Source organism: Rhodocyclus purpureus, from assembly GCF_016653115.1.
Classification (GTDB): domain Bacteria; phylum Pseudomonadota; class Gammaproteobacteria; order Burkholderiales; family Rhodocyclaceae; genus Rhodocyclus; species Rhodocyclus purpureus.
This window is the reverse complement of the sequence record NZ_NHRX01000047.1, coordinates 23640-32744: the sequence shown is the minus strand read 5'-3', so window position 1 is coordinate 32744 and position 9105 is coordinate 23640. Positions and strand designations below refer to the sequence as shown.

The 9105-nt window shown below is 63.5% G+C and carries 11 protein-coding genes; 9 read left to right on the top strand and 2 right to left on the bottom strand.

Annotated elements, in window-relative coordinates; all coding sequences use genetic code 11:
* Positions 1-216 (bottom strand): IS4/Tn5 family transposase DNA-binding protein (locus CCR84_RS09700; protein WP_201211730.1); only part of this gene is annotated, 216 nt, incomplete at its 3' end.
* Positions 217-356: 140 nt separating this feature from the next.
* On the opposite strand from CCR84_RS09700, the gene CCR84_RS09695 reads away from it, so the two are divergent.
* From CCR84_RS09695 to CCR84_RS09675, 5 genes are all read left to right on the top strand, one after another.
* On the top strand, positions 357-668 hold the full coding sequence (locus tag CCR84_RS09695; RefSeq protein WP_201211728.1) for an RNA recognition motif domain-containing protein: 312 nt from the start codon (positions 357-359) through the stop codon (positions 666-668).
* Between the two features lie 139 nt (positions 669-807).
* Positions 808-1416 (top strand): paraquat-inducible protein A, encoded by a 609-nt coding sequence (locus CCR84_RS09690; RefSeq protein ID WP_201211726.1) that lies wholly within the window; start codon positions 808-810, stop codon positions 1414-1416.
* Positions 1413-2066, top strand: coding sequence for a paraquat-inducible protein A (locus CCR84_RS09685; RefSeq protein ID WP_201211724.1), 654 nt, complete (start codon positions 1413-1415; stop codon positions 2064-2066). Before CCR84_RS09690 ends, CCR84_RS09685 begins: the two co-directional genes overlap by 4 nt.
* Positions 2067-2115: 49 nt before the next feature.
* On the top strand, positions 2116-3645 hold the full coding sequence (locus CCR84_RS09680) for a PqiB family protein (protein WP_201211722.1): 1530 nt from the start codon (positions 2116-2118) through the stop codon (positions 3643-3645).
* Complete coding sequence (locus tag CCR84_RS09675; RefSeq protein WP_201211720.1) at positions 3645-4232, top strand: PqiC family protein; 588 nt, start codon at positions 3645-3647, stop codon at positions 4230-4232. Before CCR84_RS09680 ends, CCR84_RS09675 begins: the two co-directional genes overlap by 1 nt.
* 447 nt (positions 4233-4679) lie before the next feature.
* Here the strand turns inward: CCR84_RS09675 and CCR84_RS09670 are convergent, their stop codons facing one another.
* Positions 4680-4862, bottom strand: coding sequence for a hypothetical protein (locus tag CCR84_RS09670; protein WP_201211719.1), 183 nt, complete (start codon positions 4860-4862; stop codon positions 4680-4682).
* 502 nt (positions 4863-5364) lie between these two features.
* On the opposite strand from CCR84_RS09670, the gene tssA reads away from it, so the two are divergent.
* The 4 genes from tssA (at position 5365) to CCR84_RS09650 (ending at position 9062) form a co-directional block, all read left to right on the top strand.
* Complete coding sequence (gene tssA / locus CCR84_RS09665) at positions 5365-6381, top strand: type VI secretion system protein TssA (protein ID WP_201211718.1); 1017 nt, start codon at positions 5365-5367, stop codon at positions 6379-6381.
* Between the two features lie 67 nt (positions 6382-6448).
* On the top strand, positions 6449-6976 hold the full coding sequence (tssB, locus tag CCR84_RS09660; RefSeq protein WP_201211717.1) for a type VI secretion system contractile sheath small subunit: 528 nt from the start codon (positions 6449-6451) through the stop codon (positions 6974-6976).
* Between the two features lie 34 nt (positions 6977-7010).
* Positions 7011-8501, top strand: coding sequence for a type VI secretion system contractile sheath large subunit (gene tssC, locus CCR84_RS09655; RefSeq protein WP_201211716.1), 1491 nt, complete (start codon positions 7011-7013; stop codon positions 8499-8501).
* A gap of 72 nt (positions 8502-8573) precedes the next feature.
* Positions 8574-9062: an Hcp family type VI secretion system effector gene (locus CCR84_RS09650; RefSeq protein WP_201211715.1), complete on the top strand. Its 489-nt coding sequence runs from the start codon at positions 8574-8576 to the stop codon at positions 9060-9062.
* Positions 9063-9105: the final 43 nt, after the last annotated feature.

The following is a 9105-nucleotide window of genomic DNA, read 5'->3' as shown; positions in this document are numbered from 1 at the left end:
GCTGGCCTGACAGTGCGCCTGCATCACGTCATCCCAGCTCACGCCCCCGTGCGAAAGAAACCGGTAGGCCGCGACCGTCTCGCTCCAGTTCTGGCACGCATTGGGGATGCTCGCACCGGGTTTAAGGGCCAGTCGCTCGGCCAGCAGCACCGCCCTGCGGTTGAGTCGCGCATCCCCCAGCTCCAAGGTCTCGAATTCTTCTGCTGCCCAGCTCACACCCGCGCTCCCGTCATGACAAAGCCGTCATCCTACAAGATGTGTATAACGGGATGGGGTATCCCGACGAAACCAGGTTGGCAAAAAATCATTTTGCATTAATTGGGGGCGTGTGCTCTACGTCCTGAACGAAGTTCCTGATGCGCTGGAAACCCGGACTGATCCAGCTTGACAATATGACTTACAATTCATTTCTGACCAAGGATTACGCGATGAAAAAGATCATGCTCACAGGCTTGTCTCCCGCAGTGACCGAGGAGAGTGTCAAGGCAGCCATGGAGAAGTTCGGCCCGGTGCTCAGTGTTGCAATCATCCGCGACGGAGAGCCGAATGCTCCTTGGGTGATCGTCGAAATGGACATCGGCGATGAGCAGGCTCATCAATTGACTTCGCGGGTGACGGACATCTGGAACGACGGAAAGATGCTCAATGCCCGCATTCTGCTGCATTGATCGTGCCCTACCGGCGTTGCGTGTTTGAAGCCTATCCTGCTGACGGGAGGCTGGCTGGAGTGGTGGTCTCGATTTCCTTCCCGCCACCTGACCTCCGTATCGTCCTGCCCGTCTCGGTCTGGCTGGCGGAGGCGCGTAGATGAGCGCCCGCCTCACCGTGTGCCACGAATGCGACGCGCTGCTGCAGGAAGTTCCGCAGGCAGAAGGGGGCGGAAACGCCATTTGTCCGCGCTGCGGAGCCGGGCTGTACAGGCTTGGGCCCGATAAGCTGCAGGTCCTGCTGGCGCTCAGTCTTTCCGCGCTCATCCTTCTGCTGCTCTCGAACCTGTTTCCCGTCGTGGGTCTGAACATCCAGGGGCATCAGGTCGAAACCACGGTCTTTGGCGCCGCGGGACAGCTCTGGCGCGACGACATGCCGGTCGTCGCAGGTCTGCTGTTGGCAACGACCGTGCTGATTCCGTTGATCGAGATGCTTGCGCTCGCCTGGATGCTGCTGCCCCTGTGCCTGGGACGGCGTCCGCCCGCCTTCGTGCTGCTTTTCCGGGGACTCAGGCTGGCGCAGCCGTGGGCGATGGTCGAGGTCTTCATCCTCGGTGTGCTGGTGTCGCTGGTCAAGCTCTCGCACCTGGCCGACGTTCTGCCAGGCACTGCCATCTGGTGCTTTGGCGCATTGATGCTGGTGTTGGCGGTGCTGAGTTCCTTGCTGGATCACCGCGTCCTCTGGCGGGCATGGGAGGCGGCACGATGAAATGGGTAAGCGCCGCGGATTGCGGGCTGGCCTTGTGCGAGGTGTGCGGGCGGGTGGAAAACGCGGCCGAACACGCCTGCTGTAGCCGTTGCCACGCCCCATTGCACCGGCGCAAGCCGCGCAGCATCGAGCGGAGCTGGGCGCTCCTGCTGGCCGCCTACGTGCTCTACCTGCCAGCCAACCTGCTGCCGATCATGGAAACGCGTTCGCTGTTCGGCGTGCAGCGGGATACGATCCTGAGTGGGGTCGCCTTCCTGTGGAATTCAGGCTCCTGGGCGCTGGCGCTTATCGTCTTCGTGGCCAGCGTTGTGGTGCCCTTGCTCAAGCTGCTGTCGCTGAGCCTGATCCTGGTCAGCGTGCAGCAGCGGAACGTGCAAGCCCGGCAATGTGCCCGCCTGTACCGGCTACTCGAAGTGATAGGGCGGTGGTCGATGCTCGATGTCTATGTCGTGGCCGTCCTGGTCGCGCTGGTCCAGGCCCAGTCCCTGGCCACCATAGCCGCCGGGCCCGGGGTGCTCGCCTTTGGCGCGGTCGTGGTGCTCAGCATGATGGCGACGATGGCTTTCGATCCGCGCCTGATCTGGGACGCCGCATCAACTCATGAACCTGTGGAAATGAATCGTGAATCCAAGCGAACCACCAAGACCTGACACTCTGCCCGCCGTTCGCGTGCTCCAGCGCCGGCGCTGGCAGCTCAGCATGATCTGGATCGTTCCCCTGCTGGCCGTCCTGGTCGGCATCGGGCTGGCGGTGCAGGCGATCAGCGCCCGCGGGCCGGAGGTCACCCTGCAGTTTTTCTCGGCCACAGGCCTCGAGGAAAACAAGACACGCGTCAAGTTCAAGGACGTCGAGGTGGGCACGGTCAAGAGCATCGCGCTCAATCCGGATCGCAAATCGGTGCGCGTCGTCGTGCAGATGGTCAAGGACGCCGAAGGACTGCTGGTGGCGGACAGTCGTTTCTGGGTCGTGCGCCCGCGGGTGGCGGCCGGCGGCGTCTCGGGCCTCGCCACGGTGCTCTCCGGCGCCTACATTGCGATCGACCCGGGCAAGTCGGACACGCCACAGCTTGCGTTCACCGGCCTGGAGGTACCGCCGCTGGTCACCTCGGAAACACCGGGGCGCCAGTACGTGCTGAGCGCCGACGAGCTCGGTTCTCTGGATATCGGCACGCCGGTGTATTTCCGGCGCATCCCGGTCGGCAAGGTGACCGGGTACGGCATGCGCGAAGACGGAAGCGGCGTGGACATACGCATTTTTGTCGACGCGCCCTACGACGACTTCGTGACGCAAGCTTCGCAGTTCTGGCACGCAAGCGGTGTGGACGTCTCGTTGAACTCCGATGGCGTCAAGATCGACATGCAGTCGCTGCTCAGCCTCGCCTTGGGCGGCATCGCCTTTTCATCGCCGACGGACGAAGAGGGCCAGCTTGGACGACAGGCGGAGGAGGACGCCTCCTTTGTCCTGCATGAGGACCGTGCGGCGGCGACGCGACAGCCCGAATCGCGGGTGGAAAAATACCTGCTGACCTTCAACGAATCGGTTCGCGGGCTGGCGGTGGGCGCCCCGGTGGATTTCCGGGGCCTGGTGGCCGGTGAGGTGTCCCGCATCGGCCTGGACGTGAGCAAGGACAGTGGCGACTTCGCGATGCAGGTCGAAGTCAGCCTGTATCCCGACCGCTTCGCGCGGCAGACCCGCAATTACTCGGGGGGCCAGGTGCCGGAGAAGGTTTCCCGGAAGATGCTGGAGAGGATGGTCGCGAAGGGCTTTCGCGCCCAGTTGCGTACCGGCAACGTCCTGACCGGCCAGCTCTACATCGCGCTCGACTTCTTTCCGAATGCCAAGGCCGGTCGCGTGGACTGGAGCAAGCGGCGGCCTGAACTGCCGGTACAGCCGGGAGTGCTGGATTCCCTCCAGGACCAATTGCTGACCCTCCTCGAGTCTCTGCGCCACACCTTGCAGCATGTCGATCAACTGGTGGTCAAACTGGATCGCGACGTCGTCCCCGATCTGGCGCCTACCCTGCGCGACGCCCGCAAGACGCTGGATGGTGCACAGCGCGTACTCGACACGGCGGACAAGCTGATGCTCAGCGACGCGCCCCTGCAACTGGAAATGCGCGACACCCTGCGCGAAGTCGGGAAAGCGGCGCAGGCGGTGCGCAACCTGGCCGAACTGCTGGAGAACCAACCCGAGGCCCTGCTGACCGGGCGCAAGAGGAGTGAAGAGTGATGCAGATCCGAATCATGTGCTTGATGGCGGGTGCGGCCGTACTGGCTGGCTGCGCCGCTTCACCGGCTCCCCGTCATTTCACCCTGAGCGAACGTCAGGCAGCGACCCTGCCGCAAGGCGTGACGCCGAGCATCGTGATCACCCAGACCACCCTGCCGGACCTGATCGACCGGCCACAACTGGTGCTTCGCCGTTCGGACAATCGTGTGAGCATCGACGAGACCCGACGCTGGGCGGAACCTCTACGGCGGGATATCCCGCGGGTGCTGGCCGACGAACTGGGACAGCGGCTCGATTCCGGCCGCGTGTTTTCCTTGCCGATCGATGGCCAGAACCTCGATGCGGACTTCCGACTGATACTGGACGTCCAGCGCCTCGAGGCCGTGGAAGGAGAGGGTGCTCAGGTGGATGTCGTGTGGCGCCTGCTACCGCGGCAGGGCACGCCGTCAATCGGACGCAGCGTGTTGCGCGAGGCGAGCGAATCGGACGATGCCGAGGCACTCGTTGCCGCACAGCGCCGCGCCATGAAAGCGGTTGCCGCCGATATCGCAGTGAAGGTATCGCAACTCATGGAAAAGAGGCCCTGACAGCATATCCGCAGCCGGTCTTCCCTGTGATGTCGAAGTTGCGGAGTGCGGAGGACGGCGACTTCGCCGTCGCCCTGCACGACTTGCCGGGGATCGAGGTCGATGCCGACGCGCATTACGGCGGGGCCTGAAGCATCGCGGCTGTTCCCCGTGCCGGCAAGCCGGTGGTCAATTGCTCTCACGCCTTGATCAGGGCTGATCTCCCGTTGTATTGCTTTCGGCATAATGTCGACGTAATTCGCGAGGCAAGCGAACGCTGATCTTTAGTGGCAACTATTTACTGCTGCCTGGTTCATTCCAAGCCAGGGGGCTGCCTGCCCGAGGAAAAGACAGTCCCTTGCTCTTGGCTTCAGCGCAGCCTGCGCACGCAGCGTCTCTTGACGTCCACCAGGAAACGCTCGCCGGCCTCGTTCTCGATCTCCAGTTCGTCACGGCCCAGCACCCGGGTCAGGGGGCGAAGTAAACCTCCCGCACATGCGCCTCCAGACCCGCTTGCACGGGCACGCTGTAGACCTTGAGCTCCCAAAGCTCTTGGCCGTTGGGCATGTCGAAGACCTGCAGGTAGTTCAGGTAGCCGAAGTCTTGGTCACGCGCCCTTGGAGCGCCATCCAGATCCTGCTGGTAGCGCAAGTCATCCCGTTCGACGGGTTTGACCTCGGGCGGAGGCAAGCGGCTGGATTCGGGTAGTGCGGATGAGATGGCAGTTTTCCTTGCCATAAAGGTGGAGGAGGGCGGGCCACCACCAGGTGAGGCGGCAAGAGCGGAAACGATACGGAGGGCAAAACCACAACATCCGATTTATGCCAAATTACTGAATGAGGCAGGAGTGGATCGCAAGTCCCGCAGTGGCTGGGCAAGGCCGAGCCGCATTCCTTCATCGGCAGCCACATCCTCGTCTCGGTGGGAGCTGAGACGTCTGTCGATCGTGGCGGCAGCACGCCCGCAGATGCGCTACGGAGTTGCCCTTGACATTGATGCATTATGCATGTTTAAGTATGCATGCATACAATGAAGGTGTGCGCCGACGGTCTGCTTGAGGCACGCAGTCAGTGTCGTTTCTGGGGGATGCATCGGCAAGCGGTGTTCCGTTCCTGCGCTTGCCGATGGCCGGGTCGATGACAAAGGGGGATTCGTGGTCGATATCGCCGAACTCGTTGCGGATGTCGCGGAGCAGCCGCCCTGCGGGCCGGACCTCGAGTACGACCCCGCGTTCCATGAGCTCGAACTTGCTGCGCTCGGGAAGCCCGAGCAGCAATTCGGCAGCACGCTGATCCCGGCCGAAGCACCTGCCTGGGAAGAAGTTCGCGACGCCGCGGTCAGCCTCCTCAAGCGCTCGAAGGACCTGCGCGTCGCCACGCTGCTCACGCGTGCGCTGTTGCACAGCGAAGGTTTCCCCGGGCTGCTGGAGGGACTGCAATTGATCCTGCAGTTGCTGCAACGCTTCTGGGAGGACGTTTACCCCCGACTCGACGCCGAGGAGGACAACGATCCGACCATGCGCCTGAACGCGCTGGCGCCGCTGGTCGATGCCGAGGCGCTGCTCAGGGACCTGCGCGATGCCTGGCTGGTGCGCTCGCGCCAGCATGGGCAGGTTCTGGTACGCGACGTCGAGGTGGCGCTGGGCAAGTTGCCGCCGCGCAGGAATGCCGAGGTGCCGAGCCAGCGCCAGATCGACAGCATCCTGGCCGCGGTCGCTGCCGAGGACCCCACTCCCTTGGCGCTGGTCGACCAGACGCGCGCTACGGCGAAGGAACTCGCGGATTTCCTCAACGACAAGGTCGGCGCCGGGCGCGCCCCCGACTTCAAGCCCTTGCTGACGATCCTGGCCTTGCTCGCGCATGCGGTGCAGGGCGCGCTCGGCGAGGCGACGCCGGTAGCCGCAGCCCCGGGCGGCGACAGCGAAGTGAATCCGGCCAGTGCAGTGGAGATGCCGATGAGTACTGGAATCCGCACGCGAGAGGATGCACTGCGCATGATCGACCAGGTGGTCGACTACTTCGAGCGCAACGAGCCGACCAACCCGGCGCCCTTGTTGATCAAACGGGCGAGGCGTCTGGTGAGCATGAGCTTCATCGACATCGTCAAGGAAATGGCGCCGGATGGTCTCAGGCAGATCGAGACGATCGCCGGTCCCGGACAGGAAAGCTGATCGTTCCAGGCAGCCCCTACAACCCGCGGCCGTTCGATCGGGTGGCCGCTGACCAAGGAGAACCAACGTGGTGACCAGCAGCCAGAAGTTCATCGCCCGCAATCGCGCGCCGCGCGTCCAGATCGAGTACGACGTCGAGCTCTATGGCGCCGAGAAGAAGATCCAGCTCCCCTTCGTCATGGGGGTTCTCTCCGACCTCTCGGGGAATCCTGCCGATCCGCTGCCGCCGGTTGCCGATCGCAAGTTCCTGGAGGTCGATGTCGACAACTTCGACAACCGCATGAAGGCGATGAAGCCCCGTGTCACCCTGCAGGTGCCGAACACCCTCACCGGCGAGGGCAACCTCAGTGTCGAGATCACCTTCGAGAGCATGGACGACTTCTCGCCGGCGGCAGTGGCGAGAAAGGTCGACGCCTTGAACAAGTTGCTCGAAGCGCGGCAGCAACTGTCGAACCTGATCACGTTCATGGACGGCAAGAGCGGCGCCGAGGAACTCATCGCCAAGGTGATCCAGGATCCGGCGCTGCTGCAGTCGCTGGCGCTTGCCGGAAAGCCGGAAGAGGCGAAGCCCGCCGGCGAAGGTGAGGCAGCGTGATCCCCCGGGTGGCTTAACGATTCAGGAGACGGCAATGGCAGAAGTTGAGAAAAAAACGCAGATCGCCGGTGTCACCTTCGAAGGGGACGAACTCGCTGCGCTGCTGCAGAAGGAGTTCAAGCCGAAGACCGATCAGGCGAGGAGCGCCGTCGAGACGGCCGTCCTCACCCTGGCGCAACAGGCCCTGCTCAATACGAAGATCATCAGTCCCGACGTGGTCAGGTCGATCGAGGCGATCATCGGCGAACTCGACCGCAAGCTCACCGAGCAGGTCAACCTGATCCTGCACCACCCCGACTTCCAGAAGCTCGAGGGTGCCTGGCGCGGACTGCATTACCTGATCAACAACACCGAGACCGACGAGATGTTGAAGATCCGGGTGATGAACATCGCGAAGAACGATCTGGCCAAGACGCTCAAGAAGTTCAAGGGGACGGCTTGGGACCAGAGCCCGCTGTTCAAGAAACTGTACGAAGAGGAATACGGCCAGTTCGGTGGCGAGCCCTTCGGCTGTCTGGTCGGCGACTATTATTTCGATCAGAGCCCACCCGACGTCGAGTTGCTCGGGGAGATGGCCAAGATCTCTGCCGCGGCGCACGTGCCCTTCATCGCTGGCGCCAGCCCGACCCTGATGCAGATGGATTCCTGGCAGGAACTGGCCAACCCGCGCGACCTGACCAAGATCTTCCTGACCCCCGAGTACGCCGCTTGGCGTTCGCTGCGCGAGTCCGACGACGCACGTTACCTCGGCCTCGCCATGCCGCGCTTCCTGTCGCGCCTGCCCTACGGCGCCAAGACCAGCCCGGTCGAGGAGTTCGACTTCGAGGAGGACACCGGCGCCGCCGACCACTCGCGCTACACCTGGTCGAATGCCGCTTACGCGATGGCGGTCAACATCAACCGCTCGTTCAAGCTCTACGGCTGGTGTTCTCGCATCCGCGGCATCGAATCGGGCGGGGCGGTCGAGGGCCTGCCGGTGCATACCTTCCCCACCGACGACGGCGGCGTGGACATGAAGTGCCCGACCGAGATCGCGATCTCCGACCGGCGCGAGGCGGAACTCGCGAAGAACGGCTTCATGCCGATCGTGCACCGCAAGAACTCGGACTTTGCCGCCTTCATCGGCGCCCAGTCGCTGCAGAAGCCGTTCGAGTACGACGACCCCGACGCCACCGCGAACGCCAACCTGGCGGCGCGCCTGCCTTACCTGTTCGCCTGCTGCCGCTTCGCGCACTACCTGAAGTGCATCGTTCGCGACAAGATCGGTTCGTTCAAGGAAAGGGAGGACATGCAGCGCTGGCTGCAGAAGTGGATCCTGAATTATGTAGACGGTGATCCCGCTCATTCCTCCGAGGAAACCAAGGCGCGCAAGCCGCTGGCGGCGGCCGAGGTGGTGGTCGAGGAGGTCGAAGGCAATCCCGGCTACTACACCTCGAAGTTCTTCCTGCGTCCGCACTACCAGCTCGAAGGGCTGACCGTGTCGCTGCGCCTGGTATCGAAGCTGCCCTCCGCCAAGGCCGCGTGAGTTCGCCGGGCCTGCGCCGGCGCGTGATGTTCAAACCAAGTCTGTCAACACCCTGTGCAAAGGAGATCCATCATGGCCGTAGATATGTTCCTCAAGCTGACCGACGTCAAGGGCGAGGCTCAGGACAAGAAACACAAGGACGAGATCGACGTGCTCGCCTGGAGTTGGGGAATGTCGCAATCGGGCACCATGCATACGGGCGGCGGTGGCGGTGGCGGCAAGGTCTCGGTCCAGGACGTTTCGGTCACCAAGTGGATCGACAAGTCGAGCACCGTGCTGGCCGCCTACTGCGCCAGTGGCAAGCAGTTCAAGGAAGGCGTGCTGACGGTGCGCAAGGCCGGCGGCGATGCGCCGCTTGAGTACTACATCCTGACCATGAAGGACGTCATCGTGACCTCGCTGTCCACGGGCGGCAGCGGTGGCGAGGACCGGCTGACCGAGAACGTCAGCCTCAACTTCGCCGAGTTCAAGGTCGCTTACCAGCCGCAGAAACCGGACGGTACCGCCGACGGTGGCGCGCTCGAGTTCGGCTGGGACATCGCGGCGAACGTGAAGGTCTAGGTGGATCGCCCGGCCGCAGCGGCCGGGCAGGGGGGCGGCGCTG

Bases quoted from the DNA above. Each gene is read 5' to 3' on its own strand.
- CCR84_RS09695 (WP_201211728.1), top strand. From the start codon at position 357: ATGCGCTGGAAACCCGGACTGATCCAGCTTGACAATATGACTTACAAT.
- CCR84_RS09690 (WP_201211726.1), top strand. From the start codon at position 808: ATGAGCGCCCGCCTCACCGTGTGCCACGAATGCGACGCGCTGCTGCAG.
- CCR84_RS09685 (WP_201211724.1), top strand. From the start codon at position 1,413: ATGAAATGGGTAAGCGCCGCGGATTGCGGGCTGGCCTTGTGCGAGGTG.
- CCR84_RS09680 (WP_201211722.1), top strand. From the start codon at position 2,116: ATGATCTGGATCGTTCCCCTGCTGGCCGTCCTGGTCGGCATCGGGCTG.
- CCR84_RS09675 (WP_201211720.1), top strand. From the start codon at position 3,645: ATGCAGATCCGAATCATGTGCTTGATGGCGGGTGCGGCCGTACTGGCT.
- tssC (WP_201211716.1), top strand. From the start codon at position 7,011: ATGGCAGAAGTTGAGAAAAAAACGCAGATCGCCGGTGTCACCTTCGAA.
- CCR84_RS09650 (WP_201211715.1), top strand. From the start codon at position 8,574: ATGGCCGTAGATATGTTCCTCAAGCTGACCGACGTCAAGGGCGAGGCT.